The organism is Microvirga yunnanensis (assembly GCF_025460875.1).
Window position 1 is genome coordinate 15,996 of sequence record NZ_JAMXFI010000064.1, and the last position, 22,768, is coordinate 38,763.

Genomic DNA, 22,768 nt, shown 5'->3' on the forward strand with positions numbered 1-22,768 from the left:
CCGGGGACGTCAAGGTTTCCCATTTGGTAAGCATGTTTTATTTGCACGGCCGCATGAAACGCGTTCCGGCCAAGCGCGTTAGAGCTTTGTTCACGCACACTCGTGACATAATGGCACGAGTTCAACCAATGAGGTCTTCGATGCGCCGCGCATTCACCATGCTCGGAATGGGTACTGTCGTGTTTCTTGCAGCCGCGTCCCTGACGCTGCTCCCCAACGGCTCCCAGGCCTCTTCGACCGAAGCCACCTTCATGGTTCCCGCCGCCGACGGCTACGGCGTCGCGGAATGCCTGATCACAAACCAGGCTTGTGGCCAAGTTGTGGCCGATTCCTGGTGCGAGGCCCATGGCTACCTCAAGGCGGTGTCCTACCGGCAGATCACCCCGGACGAGGTGACGGGCAACATCCAGAAAGCCTCCCTGGGCCCCAAGGAGCCGCCGGTCTCCGTGACCTGCACGAACTGACGCCCGGCGCCAGCCGGGTGCCGTCACCGGCTCGTAGCCCCCTCACCGGCTCACACCACGCACCACGTCATCACCGGGCTTGTCCCGGTGATCCCGATCGTTGGGAACGCCGCGCTTCACCGGATCGGGATGGCCGGCACAAGGCCGGCCATGACGTGGGAAAGGTCACGCCACAGCAAGGATCATCCTCCACGTCATCACCGGGCTTGTCCCGGTGATCCCGCTTCCGTAGAGCGCCGCGCCTCACCGGATCGGGATGGCCGGCACAAGGCCGGCCATGACGCAGAGAGGATGTCAGGACCGGGACGAGCCCGGCCATGACGTGCCGAGGGTCGTGCGGACGATGCGCCGCTTCAGGACGGGCCCATCGGCGCCAGCCTGGCCCGGGCGGCGGTCAGGACGGCGCGGGTCAGATCCGCCAGCAGAGGGCCGACGATCCGGCTCTGCTGCCAGTAGAGCGGAACATCGAGCGGCCGGGACGGCTTCAGGGCCGCCAGCCGGCCGGCCCGGAGATGGCCGTCGACCAGGGGCTCCGGGTTCATGCCCCAGCCCAGCCCGGCCAATGCGCCGTCCACGAAAGCCTGCGACGACGGCAGCCAATGGAGGGGCGGCTGCACCGGCTCGCCGAGCGCCCGCTCCAGCCAGAGCGCCTGCAGCCGGTCCTTCTGGTTGAAGACGAGGCACGGCGCCCGGGCCGCGGCCTCCGCCCTCACCCCGGCGGGAAACCACCGTGCCACGAAGCCGGGACTGGCCGTGGCCACGTAGCGCAAGGCCCCGAGGGGATGGCAGTCGCAGCCCTGGATCGGCCGGCCATGGGAGGTCACGGCCGCAACGACCTCGCCGCGCCGCAGCCAGTCGGCGCTGTGATCCTGATCGTCCAGAACCAGATCGAACAGGACGCCCTCCGTTTCGGCCATGGCCGGGATGAACCAGGTGGCGAGGCTGTCCGCGTTCACCGCGATGCGCAGGGTAACCGGACGGTCCTCCGGGTGCAGGCCGGGAAGGTTTCGGCGAAGGGAGCTTTCGAGCAGGGCGACCTGCTCCACATGCCGGCACAGGCGCTGCCCGACTTCGGTGGCCAGGCATGGCTGCCCGCGCACGACCAGGACCGCCCCGATCCGCTCCTCCAGGAGCTTGACCCGCTGGGAGACCGCCGACGGCGTGACGTTGAGCTGCTGCGCCGCCCGCTCGAAGCTGCCGCTGCGCACGACCGCCGCGAGGGCGGAGAGAAGGGCATAATCCAGCATGGTATCAGCGCATCGTGCGAAAAAGTGGTCCCGGTTTTTCGCACTCAACGATGCGCCGTCCAAGAGGGAAGCATCGGAATCGATCCCAAAAGTGGTGTCCACTTTTCACGTCCGATGCTTTAGAATTTCTGAATCAGGGTGAGAGGGTTTAATTTCTCTAATTCGCCCGGCCGGCCTAGGAAAGGCCGAATCCCAGTCGGACCCTCCTCATGACAGCCCCCATGACCGGCCCCCTGCTCGCCGGCTTCCTGCTCGGCCTCAGCCTGATCCTGCCCATCGGGGCCCAGAACGCGTTCGTGCTGCGCTTGGGCCTTCGCGGCGAGCATGTCCTGGCCGTGTGCCTCGCCTGCGCGGTCTCGGACGCGGCGCTGATCCTGGCCGGGGTCTCGGGCTTCGCGCAGCTCAGCGCGCAATGGCCCTGGGTCGGGACGGTTCTGCTCTATGGCGGCGTGGCGTTTCTCGTGGCCTACGGCGCCCGCAGCGTCCGGGCGGCTTTCGGATCGGCCGCCTTGCGGCCGTCGCAAACCGCCCCGGAGAGCCTTCGCCGGGTGGTGCTCACCTGCCTGGCCTTCACCTGGCTCAACCCGCACGTCTATCTCGACACGGTGGTGCTGATCGGCTCGATCTCGACCCAGTTCGACCCGGGCAAGGGCTGGTTCGCCGCGGGCGCCATGACGGCCTCCTTCGCGTTCTTCTTCGCGCTGGGCTTCGGCGCGCGCCTGCTGAAGCCGCTCTTCGCCCGGCCGGTCACCTGGCGCATCCTGGACATCGCCATCGGCATCGTCATGTGGGCGACGGCCGCCCGGCTCCTCCTCGGCACAGGGGCGTCATGAGGACAGGGCCTTACCACCCTCCCCGTCATCCCCTCACCCTCCCACGTCATGGCCGGGACAAGCCCGGCCCTGACGTGGGAGGGTGTCCGTGAGGCCGCAGGATGGCCGGGACAAGGCCGGCCATGACGGGCGGAGGGGGCCCGCGAGGCCGCGGGACAAGCCCTCCTATTTCACCCATTCGCCGCATCGGGGCGGCATCGCGGTGCCCCAGGGCATCAGGGGGACGGTCGAGGTGGAGTTCTTGGGCGAGCCCTCGATGGGCCGGTCGGAATAGACCATGTAGACCAGGGTGTTGCGCTTGGCGTCGCAGCCGCGGACGATCTGCATCTTCTTGAAGATCAGGGACCGGCGCTCGCTGAACACCACGTCGCCCTGGCCGACCTTCTGCTTGAACGTCACCGGCCCCACCTGCCGGCAGGAGAGCGAGATGTCGGAGACCTCCTCGGCCACCCCGAACGTGCCCGAGAGGCCGCCGCGCTCCGGGGTCGTGTAGTGGCAGGCCACCCCCTCGACCACCGGGTCGTCGATCCCGTATACGGCCAGCTTGTCGTCCGGCGTCAGCGCGCGCCACACCGTGGACTTCTTGAAGATCAGGTCGGGCTCCTGGGCGGCGGCACCGGTCACGGCGGCCAGGGTGACGGTCAGCGCCAGGGTGGCGGCCAGGACAATTCGAGCAAGCATCGGTTCATTCACCTCCCACGGTCACGCTCCCATGTGGGGATGGTTCCGGGCTTTGACGAGAGCCCCCGGAGCATCGGACGTGAAACAGGGACCCAGGCCCGGGTCCGATGCTCCGCTCCCGGTCGATCCACCCCCCGCCACGTCATCACCGGGCTTGTCCCGGTGATCCCGATTGTTGGGAGCGCCGAGCCTCACCGGATCGAGATGGCCGGGACAAGCCCGGCCATGACGTGGGGAGGGTGTTCGCACCGGGTCACACACCCGCCACGTCATCACCGGGCTCGTCCCGGTGATCCCGATTGTCCGATGCTCCCCTCCTGGCCGGGGATCGTGCGAAAAACCGGGACCACTTTTTCGCACGATGCGCTGGACAGCTTCCCCCGAAGCAGGCAAGGCGTTAATCACAATAGGGTCAAATTCCAGCGGCACATGAGAAGCCTCCCCAGGCCTCGACGCCGCAACGGACCGGTTCTGCGAACATCTCAATGGCAAAGACATCCTTTCTCCGCTCCCTAATCGCCGTCGCGGCTTTCCTGGCCGCCGGCCCGGCGGCCTATGCCCAGTCGGCGCAGTGCCAGCGGTTCCAGGCCGAGCTGGCCTCCCTGGAGCGCAGCGGCGGGAGCGCGCCGACCGGCCAGATGCAGGCGCAGCGGACGGAGATCAACCGCCTCGTCGTCTATTACCGCAACATCGGCTGCGAGCGCGGGCCCCTCGGCTTCCTGGCCGGCCCGGCCCCGGCCGAATGCGGCTCCATCGCCGGGCAGATCCGCCAGCTCGAGGCCGGCTATGCCCGCCTGGCGTCCCAGGCCGTCGACCAGAGCCAGATCGAGGCGCGCCGCCGGCAGCTCCAGGTGGCCGTCCAGCAGACCTGCGCCACGGACCAGCCCCGCGGCTTCTTCGAGTCCCTGTTCGGCGCCCCGCGCCAGCAGCAGCCGCAGCAGGAGATCATGCCCGAGGGCCAGCCGATCATCGCCGATGACGGCCCCCCGTCCATGGGCGGCGGGCGCCTGATCTGCGTGAAGACCTGCGACGGATCGTTCTTCCCGCTCACCACGCCGCCGGGCGGCGGCCAGAGCGCCAACGAGATGTGCCAGGCCCTCTGCCCCGGCACGGAGACCCTGGCCTATGCCTATCCGGGCGGCGATCAGGGCCTCAGCCGCGCCGCCTCCCTGTCCACGAACCAGCCCTATGCGTCGCTGGCGAACGCCTTCAAGTTCCGCAAGAGCTTCGACGAGAGCTGCGCCTGCAAGAAGCACGACGAGAGCTGGGCCGTGGTCCTGCGCAAGGCCGAGAGCATGCTCCAGCAGCGCAAGGGCGACCTGATCGTGACCGCCGAGAAGGCCGAGGAGCTCTCCCGGCCGAAGACGCAGGCCGCCCGCAAGGCCGCCGACAGGAAGGCCGACGAGGAGACCAAGGAGGCGGCCGAGATCGCCGCCGCCGCCCCGACGGCCAGCAAGGAATCGGCCGGCATCGGGCCGCAATCGATCGAGACCAACGCCGTGGTCGGCCAGGGCGAGGGCTCGAAGCAGGAGGTCGAGGCGGGCAACGGCCAGAAGAAGACCGTCCGGGTGATCGCCCCCAACGTCGTCCCGGTGCCGCACGCGCAGAACTGACGGGCTGTCGACCGCGGTCGTTCCCGGCCGGGGTGGAAAAACTCCCACGTCATGGCCGGCCCTGTGCCGGCCATCCCGATACGGTAGAGCGCCGCGCCTCAAACAATCGAGATCACCGGCACAAGGCCGGTGATGACGTGGCGGGTGGTGTGCGGGTGATGACGTGGCGGGTGGCCATCGCAGGGCGCAACCCGTCTCACGAGCCATCCCAACACCCTCCCCCGTCATGGCCGGGCTCGTCCCGGCCATCCCGAGCCGAAAGGCGCCGCGCTTCACCGTAGCGAGATCACCGGCACAAGGCCGGTGATGACGTGGAGAGGTGAAACGGGCCGGTGATGACGTGGACACGGTGGCGAGGGCCGGTGACGACGGGAGAGGGAGACGCCGCCTCCCCATTCGGGCAGGAATGGCGTCCATTCCGCCCTGCCCACGGCCATGCTATCAACCCGGCATGAAACCGCTCGATTCCCTCGCGATGCCCCGCCCGGCGGGCGCGTCCGATCCCATCATTGCCGTCGCGGGCCTCGGCAAGACCTACGCGTCCGGGTTCCAGGCCCTGAAGACGGTCGACCTGGAGATCCGCCGGGGCGAGATCTTCGCCCTGCTCGGCCCCAACGGCGCCGGCAAGACCACGCTCATCAGCATCGTGTGCGGCATCGTCAATCCGAGCACCGGCCGGGTCACGGCGGACGGGCACGACATCGTCCGCGACTACCGGGCCGCCCGGACCAAGATCGGCCTCGTGCCCCAGGAGCTCACCACCGACGCGTTCGAGAGCGTGTGGGCCACGGTGACGTTCAGCCGGGGCCTCTTCGGCAAGCCGCCCAATCCGGCCTATCTCGAGAAGATCCTGAAGGACCTCTCCCTGTGGGAGAAGCGCGACAGCAAGATCATGACCCTGTCCGGCGGCATGAAGCGCCGGGTCATGATCGCCAAGGCCCTGTCGCACGAGCCCAAGATCCTCTTCCTCGACGAGCCCACCGCCGGCGTCGACGTGGAGCTGCGCCGGGACATGTGGGCCATGGTGCGGCGCCTGCGCGAGAACGGCGTCACGATCATCCTGACCACCCACTACATTGAGGAGGCCGAGGAGATGGCCGACCGGATCGGGGTGATCCGCAAGGGCGAGATCATCCTGGTCGAGGACAAGGCCGTTCTCATGCGCAAGCTCGGCAGGAAGCAGCTCACCCTGCACCTCCAGAGCCCCCTGGCGGCCCTGCCGCCGGAGCTGCGATCCGAGAGCCTCCAGCTCTCCGCCGACGGGACCGAACTGGTCTACACCTTCGACACCCAGACGCAGGAGACCGGCATCGCGGGGCTGCTCCGCCGCCTGAGCGAGCACGGCATCGACTTCAAGGACCTTCAGACCTCGGAAAGCTCCCTCGAGGAGATCTTCGTCAGCCTGGTCAGGGAGCGCGCATGAACCTCTATGCCATCAAGGCCATCTATCTCTTCGAGATGGCGCGCACCTGGCGCACGCTGATGCAGAGCATCGCCTCGCCGGTGCTCTCCACCTCGCTCTATTTCATCGTGTTCGGCTCCGCCATCGGGTCGCGCATGGCCGATATCGACGGGGTCAGCTACGGCGCCTTCATCGTGCCGGGCCTGATCATGCTGTCCATCCTGACGGAGAGCATCTCGAACGCCTCCTTCGGCATCTACATGCCGAAATTCTCCGGCACTATCTACGAGATCCTCTCGGCGCCGATCTCGGCCCTCGAGACGGTGATCGGCTATGTGGGGGCGGCGGCCACCAAGTCGGTGATCATCGGAACCATCATCCTGGTCACGGCGCGGCTCTTCGTGGACTTCTCCATCGCGCATCCCGTCTGGATGGTCGCCTTCCTGGTGCTGACCTCCGTCACCTTCAGCCTGTTCGGCTTCATCATCGGCATCTGGGCCGACAGCTTCCAGAAGCTCCAGGTCGTGCCCCTGATGGTCGTGACGCCCCTGGCGTTCCTCGGCGGCAGCTTCTACTCCATCACCATGCTGCCGCCCTTCTGGCAGACGGTCGCCCTGTTCAACCCGGTGGTCTATCTGGTGAGCGGCTTCCGCTGGAGCTTCTTCGGCGTCGCCGACGTGGATGTGGGCATCAGCCTCGGCATGACCCTGGTCTTCATGCTGATCTGCCTGAGCGTCGTCGGGTGGATCTTCAGGACGGGCTACAGGATCAAGGCGTAGGCGCTCTCCCGCTGTCCTGCCACCTCCCTCCACGTCATCACCCGCACACCACCCTCCACGTCATCACCGGGCTTGTCCCGGTGATCCCGATCCGGTGGAGCGCCGCGCTTCAAAAGATCGGGATGGCCGGCACAGGGCCGGCCATGACGTGAGAAGGGTGGGAGGGGTTGCGACGGCACAAGCCCGGCCATGACGTGAGGAGGTGACCCGATGGGCGGAGGCCGGGGCCGGGTGGGCGCCGGGACGGGGCGGGGTTCAGGCCGCCTGCCCGGAAAGCCGCGCCCTCGCCCGCTCCGGTCCGATCAGCGGCAGCAGGGCGCCGAGTTCCGGACCGTGGTCGAGCCCGGTGAGCGCCAGGCGCAGGGGCATGAACAGGGCCTTGCCCTTCACCCCCGTGGCGGCCTTCACGGCCTCGGTCCAGGCCTTCCAGGTCGTCCCGTCCCAGGGCGCCTCCGGCAGAACGGCCGTGGCCGCCTCCACGAACGCCCGGTCCTCGATCACCGGCGCCACCGGGCCGCGCACCACCCTGGCCCATTCGGCCGCGTCCCGGAGCTTCGTCAGGTTGCCGCGCACGGCGTTCCAGAACGCCTCGCCCTCGTCGGCCCCGAGCGCCGCCAGCCGCTCGCGGGCGGCCTCGTAGGGCATGTCGTGGATCAGGCGGGCGTTCAGGTGCTCCAGCTCGCTCTCGTCGAACTTCGCCGGGGCGCGGGAGATGTGGGAGAAATCGATCAGGCGGGCGAGGTCGTCGAGATCGGCCACGGGCCGCACCGCCTCCGCCGAGCCCACCAGCACGGCGAGCGAGGCCACCGCCTGCGGCTCGAGGCCGGCCTCGCGCAGGCCCTTGATCGACAGATGGCCCAGGCGCTTCGACAGGCCCTCGCCGCTCGCGGTGATCAGCAGGCTGTGATGGGCGAAGGTGGGCGCGGCTGCGCCGAGCGCCTCGAAGATCTGGATTTGCACCGCCGTGTTGGTGACGTGGTCCTCGCCCCGGATCACATGGGTGATCGCGAGTTCGATGTCGTCCACCACGGAGGGCAGCGTGTAGAGATAGGTCCCGTCCTCGCGCACCAGCACCGGGTCGGAGAGCGAGCTGCAATCCACGTGGCAGGGCCCGCGCACGAGATCGTCCCAGGTGACATGCGTCGGCTCGAGGCGGAAGCGCCAATGGGGCCTGCGCCCCTCCCACTCGAGCCTGGCCCGGTCCTCGTCGGTGAGCGCGAGGGCGGCCCGGTCGTAGATCGGCGGCAGGCCGCGGGCGAGCTGGCGCTTGCGGCGGAATTCCAGCTCCTCCTGCGTCTCGTAGCAGGGATAGAGGCGGCCGGCCGCCTTCAGCCGCCCGGCGGCCGCGTCGTAGAGGTCGAACCGGTCCGACTGGCGGACGATCACGTCGGGAGGAATGCCGAGCCAGCGCAGGTCGGTCTCGATGGAATCCGCATATTCCTGCTTCGACCGCGCCACGTCCGTGTCGTCGAAGCGCAGGATGAAGGTGCCGCCCTCCCGGCGCGCGAAGAGCGCGTTGAGCAGGGCCACGCGGGTGTTGCCGATATGGATGTGCCCGGTCGGGGACGGGGCGAAGCGGACGATGGGTCTGGACATGCAGATGCTATGGCGAAGCGCGCCGGGCCGCGCAAGGGGTGACGGGCTTTTCGATCGGGTCGCCGGGACGCGCGCGCCCCCCTCCCGCGACCCTCCGACGTCATGGCCGGCCGTGCCGGCCATCCCGATTGTTTGGGGCTCGGCGCCTCACCGCATCGGGATCACCGGGACAAGCCCGGTGATGACGTGGAGGGTGATCCTCGCTGTGGCGTGACCTTTCCCACGTCATGGCCGGCCTTGTGCCGGCCATCCCGATCGGAAGAGCGCGGCGCCTCACGGAAGCGGGATCACCGGGACGAGCCCGGTGATGACGTGGAGGGTGTGTGAGAGGGCGATGATCTCCTCCGCCCTTCCTGCCACTCTCCGCACGTCATGGCCGGCCTTGTGCCGGCCATCCCGATCGGTAGGGCGCGGCGCCTCACGAAAGCGGGATCACCGGCACAAGGCCGGTGATGACGTGGAGGGTGGTGTGGGCCGGTGAGGCCGGGCCGGATCGCCCAACCGTCAGACGTCCTGCGGGCCGACCCGCGGCTTGCCCATGGCGCGCTCCAGGGCCTCGTCCTTCCGGTGGGCGACGAGCCCCTGGTCGCGGAACCGGTTGACGATCGGATAGCGGCGGTCGCGGCCGAAGTTCTTGCGCGTCACCTTCACGCCGGGCGCCGCCTGGCGGCGCTTGTACTCGGCGATATAGAGCAGGCGCTCCACCTTCTTGACCACCTCCAGGTCGTAGCCCTTGGCCACGATGTCGGAGACGCGAAGCTCCTCCTCCACGAGGCCGCGCAGGATCTCGTCCAGATCCTCGTAGGGCGGCAGGGAATCCTGGTCCTTCTGGTTCTCGCGCAGCTCGGCGGTCGGCGCCTTCGACAGGATGTTCTCCGGGATGACGATGCCGTCGGGCCCGAGGGCGCCGTCCGGCTTCCAGCGGTTGCGCAGGGCCGAGATGCGGTAGACCTCCATCTTGTAGAGGTCCTTGATCGGGTTGAAGCCGCCGTTCATGTCGCCGTAGATGGTGGCGTAGCCCACCGACATCTCCGACTTGTTGCCCGTCGTCACCACCATGGCGCCGAACTTGTTGGAGATCGCCATGAGGATGGTCCCGCGGGCGCGGCTCTGGAGGTTCTCCTCGGTGATGTCCCGCTCCCGGCCGGCGAAGAGAGGCTGCAGGGCGGCCTCGAAGCCCTCGACCGGCTCGGCGATCGGCAGGATGTCGTAGCGGACGCCGAGCGCCTTGGCGCAATCCTCCGCGTCCTTGAGCGACTCGCCCGAGGTGTAGCGGTAGGGCAGCATCACGCAATGGACCCGGTCGGGCCCGAGCGCATCCACCGCCATGGCGGCGCAGATGGCGGAATCGATGCCGCCCGAGAGGCCCAGCACCACCCCGGGGAAGCGGTTCTTGTCCACGTAGTCGCGCAGGCCCAGGACGCAGGCGGCGTAATCGGCCTCCCGGCCCTCCTCGACCGTCTCCATGGGGGCCTCGCGGCAGGCCCAGCCGTCCTCGCCCTTCTCCCAGACGGTCAGCACGAGGGCCTCCTCGAAGGCCGGCAGCTGGCCGGCGAGGGAGCAATCCGCGTTGAGGATGAAGGAGGCGCCGTCGAAGACGAGCTCGTCCTGGCCGCCGACCTGGTTGAGATAGACGAGCGGCAGGCCGCTTTCCGTCACCCGGGCGCTGGCGATGCTGAAGCGCTCGTCCGTCTTGCCGCGATGATAGGGCGAGCCGTTCGGCACCAGGAGCAGCTCGGCCCCGGTCTCGGCCAGGCACTCGACCACGTCGCCGCTCCAGATGTCCTCGCAGATCGGGACGCCGATGCGGATGCCGCGGAAATTGACCGGGCCCGGCAGGGGCCCGGGGTCGAAATTGCGCTTCTCGTCGAACACGTCGTAGTTCGGCAGGTCCACCTTGTAGCGCACGGTGATCGTGCCGTTGTCGAGCAGCGCATAGGCGTTGTAGAGGGCGTCACCCTCGCGCCAGGGCAGCCCGATGAGCATCCCCGGGCCGCCATCCGCGGTCTCGCGGGCCAGGCGCTCCAGGGCCGCCCGGCAGGTATCCTGGAAGGCGGGCTTCAGCACCAGGTCCTCGGCCGGATAGGCGGCGAGGAACTGCTCCGTGAACATCACGAGGTCGGCGCCGAGACGGGCCGCCTGGGCGCGGGCCTGGCGTGCCTTCTCCTCGTTGCCGGCCACGTCGCCGACAATGGGGTTGAGTTGCGCGAGGGCGATCTTGAGCGTGTTCTGAGCCATGACACCTGAGCACCGGACCCGACCGTGGAGGCCACGTTCGAGATCCACCCGACGCTCCCTTTCCTGCTGACGCATCATTCCGGGCGGAAAGCCGGGGACCGGATTTCCGCATGATGCCTGGATCTAGAGCATCGGACCCAAAAGGGGAATCCACTTTTGGGATCGGGGCCGACGCTCCTGCGAGCACCCTCCGGCGTCATGGCACCCTCCGCCCTTCCCGCCACCCTCCGCACGTCATGGCCGGCCTTGTGCCGGCCATCCCGATTGTTTGGGGCGCCGCGCTCCACCGTATCGAGATCACCGGGACAAGCCCGGTGATGACGTGGTGTGTGTGTGGTGTGGTCCGGCGCGGGGGCGTTTTCAGCTCTGCTGCAAAGCTCAAGCTTTTGGTGGAACCCGCAACAGTCCAGTTCGTTATTTCCACACGAAACACTGGGAGACTGACATGTTGAAAGGCGGCCTGCTCTGGCTTATCGGCATTCCTCTGCCGATCATTCTTATTCTCTTCTTCATGGGCTGGCTGAATTGAGCCCAACGACGAGTAGAGTTGCGTATGCGTAAAGAAAAAGGGGCGCCCCAAGCGCCCCTTTTTCTTAAATGGCCCAGTCGTTCATTCCGCCGCCAGGGCGGTCGGTCGTTCCCTTGACTGGCGCTCGCGCTTGATGAGCTCCGAGGTCAGGAACGCGATCTCGAGCGCCTGCTCGGCGTTGAGGCGCGGGTCGCAATAGGTGTGGTAGCGGTCGCGCAGGTCCGCGTCGGTGAGCGCGCGGGCGCCGCCCGTGCATTCCGTGACGTTCTTGCCGGTCATCTCCAGGTGGATGCCGCCCGCATGGGTGCCTTCCGCCTGATGGATGGCGAAGAAGTCTCGCACCTCGCCCATGACGCGCTCGAACGGGCGGGTCTTGTAGCCCGAGGCCGCCTTGATGGTGTTGCCGTGCATGGGATCGCAGGACCACACCACCGTGCGGCCCTCCTTCTGCACCGCCCGGATCAGGCCCGGCAGGTGATCGGCGACCGTGTCGGCGCCGAAGCGGCAGATCAGGGTCAGGCGGCCGGCCTCGTCCTCGGGATTGAGGGCCTCGATCAGCTTGAGCAGCCCGTCGGCCGTGAGCGACGGGCCGCATTTGAGCCCGATCGGGTTCTTGATGCCGCGCATGTATTCCACGTGGGCATGGTCGAGCTGGCGGGTGCGGTCGCCGATCCAGAGCATGTGGCCGGAGGTGGCGTACCAGTCGCCGGTCGTGGAATCGACCCGGGTCATGGCCTCCTCGTAGCCGAGCAGCAGGGCCTCGTGGCTGGTGTAGAAATCCGTCGAGCGCATTTCGGGATGCGTTTCGGGATCGATCCCGATGGCCCGCATGAAGTTCAGGCTCTCGGTGATGCGCTCGGCGAGCTCGCTGTAGCGGGAGGATTGCGGGGAATCCTTCACGAAGCCGAGCATCCAGCGATGGGCGTTCTCGAGATTGGCGTAGCCGCCGGTGGCGAAGGCGCGGATCAGGTTCAGGGTCGCGGCCGACTGGCGGTAGGCCATGAGCTGGCGGCGCGGATCGGGCGTGCGCGCCTCCGGCGTGAAGGCGATGTCGCTGATGATGTCGCCCCGGTAGCTCGGCAGCTCGACGCCGTCGATGGTCTCCGTCGGGGCCGAGCGCGGCTTGGCGAACTGGCCGGCCGCGCGGCCGACCTTCACCACCGGCGAGCCGCCCGCATAGGTCAGCACCACGGCCATCTGGAGGAACAGGCGGAAGAAGTCGCGGATGTTGTCGGCCGAATGCTCGGCGAAGCTCTCGGCGCAGTCGCCGCCCTGGAGCAGGAAGGCCTCGCCCTTGGCGACCTTGCCCAGGGTCCGCTTCAGCTTGCGGGCCTCGCCCGCAAACACCAGCGGGGGAAAGCCGGCGAGCTGCTGCTCGACGCTCTCGAGCGCCTCAAGGTCCGGATAGGCCGGCACCTGCTGGATCGGCTTGTTTCTCCAGCTGTCGGGCGTCCACCGCTCGGTCATGACACTTACCCCCGTGTCCTTTCTCAGATTCCTCGTCGTTCACCGCAACAAGCGGCACGAAACGGCACCTATACACGACATCTTCAAAAAGGCGAGTGCGCTGGTTCACAGAACCGAGACGACGGACCGGATGCCGCGGCGTCTCTCGGATCGGGATCACCGGGACGAGCCCGGTGATGACGTGGTGTGTGTGTGACCCGGTGCGAACACCCTCCGGCGTCATGGCACCCTCCGCCCTTCCTGCCACCCTCCCACGTCATGGCCGGCCTTGTGCCGGCCATCCCGATCTTTTGGGGCGCCGCGCTTCACCGTATCGAGATCACCGGCACAAGGCCGGTGATGACGTGGTGCATGTGTGACCCGGTGCCGACACCCTCCCCCTCCGACAGAGCCCTCGGGCCTCCCTACCCCACCGCCACGGGCTTCTTGACCACCACGGGCGTGCGCATGGTGACCAGCTCTTCGGCTGCCGTCGGGTGAACCGCGACGGTGCGGTCGAAATCGGCCTTGGTGGCTCCCATGGTGACGGCGATGCCGGCGAGCTGGATCATCTCGCCCGCGTCGTGCCCCATGATGTGGACGCCCACCACCTTGTCGCTGTCCCGGTCGACGATGAGCTTCATGAAGACCCGGTCCTTGCCGCCCGACAGGGTGGCCTTCATGGGCCTGAAGGCGGTCTTGTAGACGTCGATCTCGCCATAGATGGCCCGCGCGGCCGCCTCGCCGCAGCCGATGACGCCGATCTCCGGGGTCGAGAACACCGCCGTGGGAATGAGGTCGTGGTCGACGATGGTGGGCTTAGGCCCGAACACCGTGTCGGCGAAGGCGTGTCCCTCGCGGATGGCGATGGGCGTGAGGTTCGCCCGGTTGGTCACGTCCCCCACGGCGTAGATCGACGGCACGAGGGTCTGGGAATAGCCGTCCACCGGGATCGCCCCGACCTCGTCCACCGTGATGCCCGCCTTCTCCAGGCCGAGCCCGGTCGTGTTGGGCCGCCGCCCGGTGGCGACGAGAACCTGGTCGACGACCCGGACCGAGCCGTCGGACAGGGTCGCGGCGATGCCGTCGGGCGTCTTTTCCAGGCGCGTGAGGGTCGTGCCGAGAGCCAGATCGATGCCGCGCTGGAGATAGGCCTCGCCGAGCGCGTCCCGGACGTCCTCGTCGAAGCCGCGCAGGAGCTTGTCGCCCCGGTGCAGCAGGGTGACCTCGCTGCCGAGCCCGGCGAAGACGCCCGCGAACTCGACCGCGATGTAGCCGCCGCCGACCACGAGGATGCGCTTCGGCTGGGTCTCCAGGTGGAAGACCTCGTTGGACGTGATGCCGAGCTCGCCGCCCGGAATGACCGGCTCCAGGGTCGGATGGGCGCCCACCGCCACCAGGATGACGCGGGCGCGGACCCGCGCGCCGGTCTTGAGCACGTGGACCGTATGGGCGTCCTCGATCACGGCGCGGCTGTCGATCACCTCGACGCCGGCCTTGTCCAGGTTCGCCCGGTAGATGCCCTCGAGCCGGTCGATCTCCCGGTCCTTGTTGCGGATCAGGGTCGCCCAGTCGAAGCGCGTCTCGCCGACGCTCCAGCCGAAGCCTTCCGCGTCGTGGAAGTCGTCGGCGAAGCGGCTGGCATAGACCATCAGCTTCTTCGGCACGCAGCCGCGGATGACGCAGGTGCCGCCGACCCGGTATTCCTCCGCCAGCATGACCCTCGCGCCATAGCCCGCCGCGATGCGGGCGGCACGAACGCCGCCGGACCCGCCTCCGATCACGAAGAGGTCGACGTCGAAAGAGGACGTGCCGGAAGAGGACATGGGGCGGTCTCCGCTCGGTTCTGCAACTCGATCATTCATATAAGGACGCATCTGGCCGAAGTCCTCCGCCAGCCCTGCTTCGGAGACATGGCTGCTCACCTGAATCGCGAAGCTCTGACGCGGAAGCTCTTACGCGAAGGTACGATAAGGATAAAGGTGCAAGCCGCTTGCCGCCCTGCTGTTCCCTCATTAGGGTCTGCCGCGGACAGGCCGACCGGATGTCGGCGTCAACGGAGGAAATCGATGAGCCAGTTTCGTAAAGGTCTTTGGCGCGGCGCTCTCGCCGCGGCGGCCGTGGCAGGGTTCGTGACATCGGCGGCAGCTCAGATGGAGCTCAAGATCATGGCTCCGGCGGCTCCGGGCGGCGGCTGGGACCAGACGGCCCGCTCGATGCAGCAGGCCCTGACCCAGTCGGGCATCGCCAAGAGCGTGCAGGTGGCCAACGTTCCGGGCGCCGGCGGCTCCATCGGCATCGCCCAGCTGGTCAACAACTCCAAGGGCGACGGCAACCAGCTCATGGTCATGGGCTACGTGATGGTGGGCGCCCTCCTCACCAACAAGTCGCCGATCACCCTGGACCAGACGACCCCCATCGCCCGCCTGACCGCGGAATACGAGGCGATCGTCGTTCCGGCGAACTCCCCGATCAAGGATGCCAAGGAACTCGCGGCCGCCATCAAGGCCGATCCGGCCAAGGTGACCTGGGCGGGCGGCTCCGCGGGCGGCGTCGACCACATCGCGGCGGCCCTCTTCGCCAAGGCGGCGGGCGCCGATCCGACCAAGATCAACTACATCCCGTTCTCCGGCGGCGGCGAGGCCCTGGCGGCCATCCTCGGCGGCAAGGTGACGGCGGGCATTTCGGGTTACGGCGAGTTCGAGAGCCAGGTGAAGGCCGGCAAGCTGCGCCTCATCGGCCTGACCACCCCGGCCGACAAGGCCACCGCCGACCTGCCGTCGATTAAGGCGCAGGGCGTCGATCTCGAGATCGCCAACTGGCGCGCCGTCGTGGCCCCTCCGGGCATCTCGGCCGACCAGAAGAAGGCCCTGACGGACGCCATGGACAAGATGGCCAAGTCGAAGGAGTGGCAGGAACTCCTGAAGGCCAAGGGCTGGGAGGATTCCTACGTGTCCGGCGACGCCTTCACCAAGATCCTTGCCGACGAGCAGGCCCGCACGAAAGAAGTGCTCACCGCCGTGGGACTGGTGAAGTCGTAAATTTCAAGCTAAAGCCCGTTGGAAGCGCCGCGTTCCCGGAGCGCGGCGCTTCTTTTTTGGGATCACCTATGACCACATCACCCCAGCGGCGCCGCGACGTGGCAGGCCTCGTCATCGCGCTCATCCTCCTTGCTCTCGCCGGCCTGGTCTGGTGGGACATGACCAAGCTCCAGATCCTCTCCCCCTACGACCTCGGCCCCAAGGTCATGCCCATCGTGGTCTCGGTCGGCCTGACCCTGCTCGCCATCGGCAACGGCATCGGCGCCCTGCGCGGCGACCTGCCGCCCCGCGACAGCCTCGACTGGAAGCCGATCATCCTGATCCTCGGCGGCCTCGCGGCCCTGATCATCCTCATCGCCATCGGGGGCGGCTTCATGATCGGCACGGCCATCCTGTTCGCCACCACGTCGGCCGCCTTCGGCCGCCGGGCGTTCCTGACCGATCTCCTGATCGGCGCCGTGATCGCCGTCTTCATCTATCTGCTCTTCGGCAAGCTCCTGACCCTGTCCCTGCCGGCAGGGCCGCTCGAGCGCCTGTTCTGAGGCCCTGATCATGGAAGCCTTCACGTCCCTCGCGAGCGGCCTGGCCGTCGCCATCCAGCCGATGAACCTGCTCTTTGCCCTCATCGGCGTGCTGCTCGGCACCGCCGTCGGCGTTCTGCCCGGCATCGGCCCGGCGCTCACCGTGGCGCTGCTGCTGCCGATCACCTTCAAGCTCGATCCCGCGGGCTCGATCATCATGTTCGCCGGCATCTATTACGGCGGCATGTACGGCGGCTCGACCACCGCCATCCTGATCAACACGCCGGGGGAAAGCGCCTCCATGGCGACCGCCCTCGAAGGCAACCTGATGGCCAAGGCCGGCCGCGGCGGCCCGGCGCTGGCGACCTCGGCCATCGGGTCCTTCGTGGCCGGCACCATCGCCACCCTGGGCCTGACCCTGCTCGCCCCCTACCTCGTGGAGATCGCCGTGAGCTTCGGGCCGGAGGATTACTTCGCCCTCATGTGCGTGGCCTTCGTGACCGTCTCGGCCACCTTCGGCGATTCCCCGGTGCGCGGGCTCACCAGCCTGTTCATCGGCCTGCTCCTCGGCCTGGTGGGCATCGACATCCTGTCCGGCCAGTCGCGCCTGAGCTTCGGCATCCCCGAGCTCTACGACAACATCGAGGTGACGACCCTGGCGGTGGGCCTCTTCGCGGTCGGCGAGGCGCTCTACGTGGCGTCGCGCCGCCACATTCACGAGGAGAAGCTCGAGCCGGTCCGCGGCTCGCTGTGGATGACCAAGGAGGACTGGAAGCGGTCCTGGAAGCCCTGGCTGCGCGGCACCCTCTACGGCTTCCCCATCGGGGCGCTGCCGGCGGGCGGCGCGGAGATCCCGACCTTCCTGTCCTACGCGACCGAGAAGCGCCTGACCAGGTATCCCGAAGACTTCGGCCGGGGCGCCATCGAGGGCGTGGCCGGACCGGAGGCCGCCAACAACGCGTCCGCGGCCGGCACCCTCGTGCCCCTGCTGACCCTCGGCCTGCCGACCTCGGCCACCGCCGCCATGATGCTGGCGGGCTTCCAGCAATACGGGCTCAATCCCGGCCCCCTGCTCTTCGCCGAGCAGCCCGCCCTCGTCTGGGGCCTCATCGCCAGCCTGTTCATCGCCAACGCCATGCTGCTGGTGCTCAACCTGCCGCTGGTCGGCCTCTGGGTGAAGCTGCTCGCCATCCCGCAGCCCTGGCTCTATGCGGGCATCCTGGTCTTCGCCACCATGGGGACCATCGCGGCCAACCCGTCCCCGGTGGAGCTGGTCATGCTGACCGTGTTCGGCGTGCTCGGTTTCCTGATGCGGCGGTTCGACTTCCCCATCGCCCCGGTGGTGGTCGGCCTGATCCTCGGGCCCATCGCCGAGAGCCAGCTGCGCCGGGCCCTGTCGATCAGCCTCGGCGACCCGATGGTGCTGCTCCAGAGCCCGATCTCCGCGACCCTGCTCGGCATCGCGGTGATCGCCCTGATCCTGCCCTTCTTCCTGAAAGGTCTGGGACGCTTCAAGGCCGCCGAGGATTAGGGCATCGGGCGATCGGGAGAGCCGTCTCTCCCCTCTCCCTGTCATCACCGGGCTTGTGCCGTGGCCCCGCTACGGTGAGGCGCCGCGCCCTTCCGACCGGGATGGCCGGCACAAGGCCGGCCATGACGTGCGGAGGGGGGCAGGAAGTGCGGAGGGGGGCAGGACCGGACCACACACACACCACGTCATCACCGGCCTTGTGCCGGTGATCCCGCTACGGTGAAGCGCCGCGCCCCAAACAATCGGGATGGCCGGCACAAGGCCGGCCATGACATGCGGAGGGGGGCAGGAAGGCGAAGGCCGGCCATGACGGGCGGAGGGTGGCAGGAAGGCGGAGCCCGGTTCAGTTCAGCTGGTGGCCGCGCTTGCCCATTTCCTCGCGGGCGCGGGTCATGATGAACTGGGAGGTCTGCTGCGTCCAGGCCGCCAGGTCCCGCACGATGTCGTCGAGGACGCCCGGCTGGACCTGCACGTACTTGGCGCCGGCCGGCGACTTGTAGAAGGCCGCGATCTCCTTCAGCTCGGACTCGGACAGGCGCAGCGCGAAGGCCCGGGCGGCATTGTCGAGCATCTTCTGCTTCTGCTGCTCGAGTTCCGGCCGGATGATGGCCACGACCTGCTCCAGGTCCTGCTTGATCTCCGGACGGGTGACGTTCATCTGCTGGAGCTGGACGAGGAACGGCTCGGACATGGCGTCGAACGAGCGGGTCATGCCCGAGGCCAGGGCGACCTCGCGGGCGACGGCGAGGTGGCTCGCGCTCGGCTGGGCCTGGGCGAAGGCCGGGCTGGCGAGGAGGAACAGCGCGAACGAGGTCGCGGCCAGGCGGGAGGCGTTGCGGATCATGGAAGTGTCTCCAATCGTCATGGCTTGAGGGGTCAGAGCTGACCGAGTTCGACGAGCCCGTCGCCCGTGGCGAGGATCGCCCCGGTGGCAAGGCCCAGGAAAAGACCGTGCTCCACGACGCCGGGAATGTTGTTCAGCGTCGAGGCGAGCACGTTCGGCTTGTCGATGCGCTCGAGATGCGCATCGAGAATGAAGTGGCCCCCGTCGGTCACGTAGGCGGCTCCGTCGGGCGCATGCCGCAGATGCAGCTCCCCGCTCATGCTCAGGCTGTCGAGCAGCCTGACGATGGCCCGCTCGGTGGCCGTGAGGCCGAAGGGCACGACCTCGATGGGCAGGGGAAAACGGCCGAGCCTGGCGACGTGCTTCGACCCGTCGGCGATCACGATCATCCGCTGGCTCGCGGACGCGACGATCTTCTCGCGCAGGAGCGCGCCGCCGCCGCCCTTGATGAGCCGGAGGTCGTCGTCGAGCTCGTCGGCCCCGTCGACGGTGAGGTCCAGGTCCGGGGTCTCGTCGAGGGTCGACAGGGGAATGCCCTCGCGTTGGGCCTGGTCGCGGGTCGCCTCGGAGGTGGGAACGCCCACCACCTTCAGGCCGCCCCGGACCCGCTCGCCGAGGGCCGCGACGAAATGGGCCGCGGTGGAGCCGGTGCCGAGGCCCAGCCTCATGCCGTCGGTGACGAGCTCGGCGGCCCTCTCGGCCGCGGCGCGCTTGAGATTGTCGCTCACTGAAATCCTCTGAGAATGCGTCCGCCCTGACTTGCTGTTGGCCTAGCCCATGGCCTTCCGCTTGGCTCTAGCATGGCAGGACGGCAGGAAGAAAGAACGTTTCATCGCCGGCCGGCCGCGGAGCGCGACCAAATGCCTCCAAGAGCCTCCAAGGGCCTCCAAGAGCCTCATGGACGCTGCGGCGAGGCCCCCGTGCCCGGCCCGACGCTCGGGGTGGCCCCGGTCGGGGCCGCCGTCGAGGTGGCCGGCGACGGCGTCATCTGGGGCGTGCAGACCACCCGCTCGTCGAAAACGTAGCAGATGCTCATCTGGCCGGTCCGGTAATTGACCCGGAACACGCCCCCTTCCCGCTCGTGGCGGGAGGCGACCAGGCCATATTCTCCGGGCGCCTGGGCTCCGGCCCCCTCGCCGGCGCTGTAGCAGAGGGTCACCCCGACGGTGCCCTCCTGCAGCCCGTATTGACAGGAGCTCACCTCGCCGGTGATCCGATCGATCCTATAAATCCTGTTCAGGTCGGTCTGAGGCGCAGGCACGAAATCATAGGAGGCGGCCAGGGCGGGGCCCAAAAGACCTCCCGGCGCCAGGACGGCCACAATCAACGCCGCGGGACCTGGAGCCTTGGACCCAAAAGTGGAAGCCACTTTTGGGATCGATCCAAGGCTCAACCCTTCACGTGGCGCACCGCTCGACGCGAAAAACCGGGTCCACTTTTTCGCACGGTGCGCTAGGAACCGCATTCATCACTCCATCCGGTAAGAACGAATCAACCATCGGCACCATATCATCCCAAGGCTTGATTCCCTTGCCTCCAGCAGGTAGCCGACCTCCATGGCCATTGATACCCCGCACATCGTCTCGCCCATCGCGGTCTTCGACCTCGATGGAACCCTGGCAGACACGGCCGGCGACCTCGTCGGGACCTTGAACGTGATCCTCGAACGGGAGGGGCTCGCTGCCCTCCCCGTAGCCCAGGCGCGGGACATGATCGGCGCGGGCGCCCGGGCCCTGATCGAGCGAGGCTTCGAGGCTGCCGGCAAGGAGCTGGCGCCCGCCCATCTGGACGAGCTGTTCCGCCAGTTCATGGTCCATTACGGAGAGAACATCTGCGTCCGCACGACGCTCTATCCCGGCGTGGAGGCGGCCCTGGACCGCCTCGAGGCGGCGGGCTTCATCCTCGCGGTGTGCACCAACAAGGTCGAGGAGCATTCGGTCAAGCTGCTCGACGCCCTCGGCATCGGCCACCGCTTCGCGGCCAATTGCGGCCGGGACACCTTCCCGTACTTCAAGCCCGATCCGCGCCACCTGACGCTCACCATCGAGCGGGCCGGAGGGCATCCGGGCCGGGCCGTGATGGTCGGGGATTCGCGGACCGACATCGTGACGGCCAAGAATGCGGGCATTCCGGTGGTGGCGGTGCCCTTCGGCTACACGGACGTGCCGGTCCGCGAGCTGGGCCCCGATCTCGTCGTCGACCATTTCGACGGCCTGTTCGCCGCCGTGCGGGCCGTCCTGAGACCCATGGCCGCGTGACGCGCCGCGCGGATCGCGCGCGAACCCGTCGCGCACGATCATGTGAAGCCCAGAGCATCGGACGGGAAGAGTGGACACCACTTTTGGGATCGGATCCGATGCTCGAGCCTTTGAGAGGCGCACCGTTGCCTGCAAAAAACCGTGTCCACTTTTTCGCACGGTGCGCTGACTTGTCAGGAAGGAATGGTGGGCGCGACAGGGATTGAACCTGTGACCCTTCGCGTGTGAAGCGAATGCTCTCCCGCTGAGCTACGCGCCCTGACAAGGGCCTTCTAAAGGCGCAGAACCCCCGGCGTCAAGCCAAAGAAGCATGCGGCCGGCGAAGTATTTCGATCGGCGGATTGTGGCACCGTGACTTTAACCCGCCGCTTACGATGTGGCCGGAATAAGGCGCCCCGGCCCTAGAATTTTATAGCAGAACCTTGATAAGGCTTGGATCCTAAGCGGGGCTGTTGCGTTATCGACACGCAGGACCCGCCACCAACCGTGTTTTATCCGAGGCAAAAATGGGACGCACTCGCGCTGCTCTCTCCGGGCTCGTCGGCGCCTTCGTCGCCCTTGCGACGCCGGCTGCGGCATTCACAGCATTCGATCCTCTGACCCGCCAGCCCCTCTACAGCACCGAGGAGGCCGTGAAGGCGCAGGCTTCGCCGGTTCCGCGCGAGGTCGTGTCCTTCGACGGGCGTCATGCTCCCGGCACCATCGTGGTCTCCACGAGCGAACGCCGCCTCTATTTCGTCCTCGGCAACGGCCAGGCCCTGCGCTACGGCATCGGCGTCGGCCGGCCGGGCTTCACCTGGGCCGGCAGCCATTCGATCACCATGAAGCGCGAATGGCCGGACTGGCGCCCGCCGGCCGCCATGCTCAAGCGCCGTCCCGACCTGCCCCGCTACATGAAGGGCGGCCCCGACAACCCGCTCGGCGCCCGGGCCATGTATATCGGCAGCACGATCTACCGCATCCACGGCTCGAACGAGCCGGAGACCATCGGCGAGGCCGTCTCCTCGGGCTGCATCCGCATGACCAACGAGGACGTGACCGACCTCTACAACCGCGCCAAGGTCGGCGCCCGGGTCATCGTCCAGCGCTAGCGCGTCGTGCGGGCCCCGCCTCCTCCACTCACGTCATGGCCGGGCTTGTCCCGGCCATCCCGATAAGGTGAAGCGCGGCGCTCTTCCGAACGGGATCACCGGGACGAGCCCGGTGATGACGGGGAGGATGGCATGAGGCGGTGCGAACACTCTCCCCCGTCATGGCCGGCCTTGTGCCGGCCATCCCGATTGTTCGAAGCGCGGCGCCTTTCGTATCGGGATCACCGGCACAAGGCCGGTGATGACGGGCGGCGAGAGGGAACACCCTCCCGTCACCGCGCCCGATCCCGCGACAAACCCTTGGCGGCGAGTTCGTCGAGATAGGCCTGCCATCTTTCCGCCCGCTCGGCCCCGAGCCGGTGGAGGAAGTCCCAGCCGTAGATCCCCGTGTCGTGCCGGTCGTCGAAGACGAGCCTGACGGCGTAGTTCCCGACCGGCTCGACGGCGACGATCTCGACCTCCCGCTTGCCCGGCACGGTCTTGCGTTCGGCCGGGCCGTGCCCCTGGACCTCGGCCGAGGGGCTCGCCACGCGCAGATACTCGGCCGGCAGGTCGAAGGCCGTGCCGTCGTCGAAGGCGATGCGCAGGCTGCGCCTGTCCCTGGCGAGGCGGAGCTCCGTCGGCCAGCGCTCGGATGTCATGGCCCTGTCCCTT

At 68.0% G+C, this 22,768-nt stretch carries 20 protein-coding genes and 1 tRNA gene; 10 read left to right on the forward strand and 11 right to left on the reverse strand.

Going from position 1 to position 22,768, the window contains the following annotated elements:
- Positions 1-140 precede the first annotated feature (140 nt).
- Complete coding sequence (locus NF876_RS26185) at positions 141-464, forward strand: hypothetical protein (protein ID WP_262271300.1); 324 nt, start codon at positions 141-143, stop codon at positions 462-464.
- A gap of 353 nt (positions 465-817) precedes the next feature.
- Here the strand turns inward: NF876_RS26185 and NF876_RS26190 are convergent, their stop codons facing one another.
- Positions 818-1,711 carry a LysR family transcriptional regulator ArgP gene (locus tag NF876_RS26190; RefSeq protein ID WP_262271301.1) on the reverse strand — a complete coding sequence of 298 codons (894 nt, stop codon included), beginning with the start codon at positions 1,709-1,711 and terminating at the stop codon, positions 818-820.
- 221 nt (positions 1,712-1,932) lie between these two features.
- Here NF876_RS26190 and NF876_RS26195 point away from each other — a divergent pair, with 221 nt between their 5' ends.
- Positions 1,933-2,544: a LysE/ArgO family amino acid transporter gene (locus tag NF876_RS26195; protein WP_262271302.1), complete on the forward strand. Its 612-nt coding sequence runs from the start codon at positions 1,933-1,935 to the stop codon at positions 2,542-2,544.
- Between the two features lie 165 nt (positions 2,545-2,709).
- Here the strand turns inward: NF876_RS26195 and NF876_RS26200 are convergent, their stop codons facing one another.
- Positions 2,710-3,225, reverse strand: a complete 516-nt coding sequence (locus tag NF876_RS26200; protein ID WP_262271303.1) for a CreA family protein — start codon at positions 3,223-3,225, stop codon at positions 2,710-2,712.
- Between the two features lie 485 nt (positions 3,226-3,710).
- On the opposite strand from NF876_RS26200, the gene NF876_RS26205 reads away from it, so the two are divergent.
- The 3 genes from NF876_RS26205 (at position 3,711) to NF876_RS26215 (ending at position 7,019) form a co-directional block, all read left to right on the forward strand.
- Positions 3,711-4,838: a DUF2865 domain-containing protein gene (locus NF876_RS26205; RefSeq protein WP_262271304.1), complete on the forward strand. Its 1,128-nt coding sequence runs from the start codon at positions 3,711-3,713 to the stop codon at positions 4,836-4,838.
- Between the two features lie 451 nt (positions 4,839-5,289).
- Positions 5,290-6,261, forward strand: a complete 972-nt coding sequence (locus NF876_RS26210; RefSeq protein WP_262271305.1) for an ABC transporter ATP-binding protein — start codon at positions 5,290-5,292, stop codon at positions 6,259-6,261.
- The gene (locus tag NF876_RS26215; protein WP_262271306.1) at positions 6,258-7,019 is read left to right on the forward strand and encodes an ABC transporter permease; all 762 of its coding nucleotides are present in this window, start codon (positions 6,258-6,260) and stop codon (positions 7,017-7,019) included. Before NF876_RS26210 ends, NF876_RS26215 begins: the two co-directional genes overlap by 4 nt.
- Before the next feature lie 255 nt (positions 7,020-7,274).
- Here the strand turns inward: NF876_RS26215 and gltX are convergent, their stop codons facing one another.
- The 4 genes from gltX to gor all read right to left on the reverse strand — a co-directional run bounded on the left by gltX (position 7,275) and on the right by gor (position 14,654).
- Positions 7,275-8,615: a glutamate--tRNA ligase gene (gene gltX, locus NF876_RS26220; RefSeq protein WP_262271307.1), complete on the reverse strand. Its 1,341-nt coding sequence runs from the start codon at positions 8,613-8,615 to the stop codon at positions 7,275-7,277.
- A 504-nt stretch (positions 8,616-9,119) separates the two neighbouring features.
- Positions 9,120-10,853, reverse strand: a complete 1,734-nt coding sequence (locus tag NF876_RS26225; RefSeq protein ID WP_262271308.1) for an NAD+ synthase — start codon at positions 10,851-10,853, stop codon at positions 9,120-9,122.
- Between the two features lie 610 nt (positions 10,854-11,463).
- On the reverse strand, positions 11,464-12,849 hold the full coding sequence (locus tag NF876_RS26230; protein ID WP_262271309.1) for a class II 3-deoxy-7-phosphoheptulonate synthase: 1,386 nt from the start codon (positions 12,847-12,849) through the stop codon (positions 11,464-11,466).
- A gap of 404 nt (positions 12,850-13,253) precedes the next feature.
- Entirely contained in the window at positions 13,254-14,654 is a 1,401-nt protein-coding gene (gene gor / locus NF876_RS26235; protein ID WP_262271310.1) for a glutathione-disulfide reductase, read from the reverse strand.
- 243 nt (positions 14,655-14,897) lie between these two features.
- Between gor and NF876_RS26240 the strand changes: the two genes are divergently transcribed.
- From NF876_RS26240 to NF876_RS26250, 3 genes are all read left to right on the forward strand, one after another.
- A complete protein-coding gene (locus NF876_RS26240; RefSeq protein ID WP_262271311.1) occupies positions 14,898-15,869 on the forward strand; it encodes a Bug family tripartite tricarboxylate transporter substrate binding protein in 972 nt (323 codons plus the stop codon).
- A gap of 68 nt (positions 15,870-15,937) precedes the next feature.
- Entirely contained in the window at positions 15,938-16,411 is a 474-nt protein-coding gene (locus NF876_RS26245; protein WP_262271312.1) for a tripartite tricarboxylate transporter TctB family protein, read from the forward strand.
- Positions 16,412-16,421: 10 nt separating this feature from the next.
- Complete coding sequence (locus tag NF876_RS26250) at positions 16,422-17,921, forward strand: tripartite tricarboxylate transporter permease (RefSeq protein ID WP_262271313.1); 1,500 nt, start codon at positions 16,422-16,424, stop codon at positions 17,919-17,921.
- A gap of 343 nt (positions 17,922-18,264) precedes the next feature.
- On the opposite strand, the gene NF876_RS26255 is transcribed toward NF876_RS26250, so the two are convergent.
- From NF876_RS26255 to NF876_RS26265, 3 genes are all read right to left on the reverse strand, one after another.
- Positions 18,265-18,765, reverse strand: coding sequence for a DUF2059 domain-containing protein (locus NF876_RS26255; protein ID WP_262271314.1), 501 nt, complete (start codon positions 18,763-18,765; stop codon positions 18,265-18,267).
- 32 nt (positions 18,766-18,797) lie between these two features.
- Positions 18,798-19,493: a ribose-5-phosphate isomerase RpiA gene (rpiA, locus tag NF876_RS26260; RefSeq protein WP_262271315.1), complete on the reverse strand. Its 696-nt coding sequence runs from the start codon at positions 19,491-19,493 to the stop codon at positions 18,798-18,800.
- A 167-nt stretch (positions 19,494-19,660) separates the two neighbouring features.
- Positions 19,661-20,134, reverse strand: coding sequence for a hypothetical protein (locus NF876_RS26265; protein WP_373696721.1), 474 nt, complete (start codon positions 20,132-20,134; stop codon positions 19,661-19,663).
- A gap of 187 nt (positions 20,135-20,321) precedes the next feature.
- Between NF876_RS26265 and NF876_RS26270 the strand changes: the two genes are divergently transcribed.
- Positions 20,322-21,023 carry an HAD family hydrolase gene (locus NF876_RS26270; RefSeq protein ID WP_262271316.1) on the forward strand — a complete coding sequence of 234 codons (702 nt, stop codon included), beginning with the start codon at positions 20,322-20,324 and terminating at the stop codon, positions 21,021-21,023.
- A gap of 184 nt (positions 21,024-21,207) precedes the next feature.
- Here NF876_RS26270 and NF876_RS26275 read toward each other — a convergent pair.
- Positions 21,208-21,282: transfer RNA gene (locus NF876_RS26275), tRNA-Val, on the reverse strand.
- Positions 21,283-21,529: 247 nt separating this feature from the next.
- On the opposite strand from NF876_RS26275, the gene NF876_RS26280 reads away from it, so the two are divergent.
- Positions 21,530-22,114 carry a L,D-transpeptidase gene (locus NF876_RS26280; RefSeq protein ID WP_262271317.1) on the forward strand — a complete coding sequence of 195 codons (585 nt, stop codon included), beginning with the start codon at positions 21,530-21,532 and terminating at the stop codon, positions 22,112-22,114.
- Positions 22,115-22,386: 272 nt separating this feature from the next.
- Here the strand turns inward: NF876_RS26280 and NF876_RS26285 are convergent, their stop codons facing one another.
- The gene (locus NF876_RS26285) at positions 22,387-22,755 is read right to left on the reverse strand and encodes a gamma-butyrobetaine hydroxylase family protein (protein WP_262271318.1); all 369 of its coding nucleotides are present in this window, start codon (positions 22,753-22,755) and stop codon (positions 22,387-22,389) included.
- Between the last annotated feature and the right edge of the window lie 13 nt (positions 22,756-22,768).

What these genes read in the sequence shown, in the direction of transcription:
- NF876_RS26245 (WP_262271312.1), top strand. Translation starts at nt 15,938, where the DNA reads ATGACCACATCACCCCAGCGGCGCCGCGACGTGGCAGGCCTCGTCATC.
- NF876_RS26230 (WP_262271309.1), bottom strand. Translation starts at nt 12,849, where the DNA reads ATGACCGAGCGGTGGACGCCCGACAGCTGGAGAAACAAGCCGATCCAG.
- NF876_RS26185 (WP_262271300.1), top strand. Translation starts at nt 141, where the DNA reads ATGCGCCGCGCATTCACCATGCTCGGAATGGGTACTGTCGTGTTTCTT.
- NF876_RS26255 (WP_262271314.1), bottom strand. Translation starts at nt 18,765, where the DNA reads ATGATCCGCAACGCCTCCCGCCTGGCCGCGACCTCGTTCGCGCTGTTC.
- NF876_RS26250 (WP_262271313.1), top strand. Translation starts at nt 16,422, where the DNA reads ATGGAAGCCTTCACGTCCCTCGCGAGCGGCCTGGCCGTCGCCATCCAG.
- NF876_RS26190 (WP_262271301.1), bottom strand. Translation starts at nt 1,711, where the DNA reads ATGCTGGATTATGCCCTTCTCTCCGCCCTCGCGGCGGTCGTGCGCAGC.
- NF876_RS26270 (WP_262271316.1), top strand. Translation starts at nt 20,322, where the DNA reads ATGGCCATTGATACCCCGCACATCGTCTCGCCCATCGCGGTCTTCGAC.
- gltX (WP_262271307.1), bottom strand. Translation starts at nt 8,615, where the DNA reads ATGTCCAGACCCATCGTCCGCTTCGCCCCGTCCCCGACCGGGCACATC.
- gor (WP_262271310.1), bottom strand. Translation starts at nt 14,654, where the DNA reads ATGTCCTCTTCCGGCACGTCCTCTTTCGACGTCGACCTCTTCGTGATC.
- NF876_RS26225 (WP_262271308.1), bottom strand. Translation starts at nt 10,853, where the DNA reads ATGGCTCAGAACACGCTCAAGATCGCCCTCGCGCAACTCAACCCCATT.
- NF876_RS26240 (WP_262271311.1), top strand. Translation starts at nt 14,898, where the DNA reads ATGAGCCAGTTTCGTAAAGGTCTTTGGCGCGGCGCTCTCGCCGCGGCG.
- NF876_RS26210 (WP_262271305.1), top strand. Translation starts at nt 5,290, where the DNA reads ATGAAACCGCTCGATTCCCTCGCGATGCCCCGCCCGGCGGGCGCGTCC.
- NF876_RS26280 (WP_262271317.1), top strand. Translation starts at nt 21,530, where the DNA reads ATGGGACGCACTCGCGCTGCTCTCTCCGGGCTCGTCGGCGCCTTCGTC.
- NF876_RS26195 (WP_262271302.1), top strand. Translation starts at nt 1,933, where the DNA reads ATGACCGGCCCCCTGCTCGCCGGCTTCCTGCTCGGCCTCAGCCTGATC.
- NF876_RS26285 (WP_262271318.1), bottom strand. Translation starts at nt 22,755, where the DNA reads ATGACATCCGAGCGCTGGCCGACGGAGCTCCGCCTCGCCAGGGACAGG.
- NF876_RS26205 (WP_262271304.1), top strand. Translation starts at nt 3,711, where the DNA reads ATGGCAAAGACATCCTTTCTCCGCTCCCTAATCGCCGTCGCGGCTTTC.
- NF876_RS26215 (WP_262271306.1), top strand. Translation starts at nt 6,258, where the DNA reads ATGAACCTCTATGCCATCAAGGCCATCTATCTCTTCGAGATGGCGCGC.
- NF876_RS26200 (WP_262271303.1), bottom strand. Translation starts at nt 3,225, where the DNA reads ATGCTTGCTCGAATTGTCCTGGCCGCCACCCTGGCGCTGACCGTCACC.